Source organism: Oleiphilus sp. HI0128 (genome assembly GCF_001635365.1).
In genome coordinates, this window is record NZ_LWGG01000478.1 from 1 (window position 1) to 496 (window position 496).

Annotated in this window: 1 protein-coding gene; it reads left to right on the forward strand. The window is 46.0% G+C overall.

Going from position 1 to position 496, the window contains the following annotated elements:
- A partial coding sequence (locus A3763_RS05785) for an MMPL family transporter (RefSeq protein ID WP_156494947.1) occupies positions 1 to 493 on the forward strand: 493 nt, incomplete at its 5' end.
- Between the last annotated feature and the right edge of the window lie 3 nt (positions 494 to 496).

A 496-nucleotide genomic window follows, 5' to 3' on the forward strand; every position in this document is an offset into this window, starting at 1 on the left:
ACTAATTTGTATCATCATGGTGATCGTACTCAGGTCAGTCAAACTGGGCTTGGTTAGCCTAATCCCTAACCTTATACCTATTGGTGCTGCATTTGGTTTGTGGGGTATCTTCAACGGTAATGTTGGCATATCCGTAGGTACCGCAACAGGTATGGTCCTGGGTATCGTCGTTGATGATACCGTCCACTTTTTAAGCAAGTATCGAAGGGCTAGGCGTGAGAAAGGCTATACTAGCGAGCAAGCGGTGCAATATGCTTTCGCAACCGTTGGTACTGCACTTTGGGTGACAACCTTCGTTTTAGTCGCAGGGTTTATGGTGCTTGCATTGTCCAACTTCAACATGAACGCCCACATGGGTATCTTCACTGCAACAACGATTACGCTAGCACTGATATTCGACTTTATAGCGCTACCCGCAATTCTACTCAAGCTGGAAGAGAAGACTGCGGGTAAGCAAGGCACAGAAAACATCCTTACTTCTACTCCAAACTAAAAC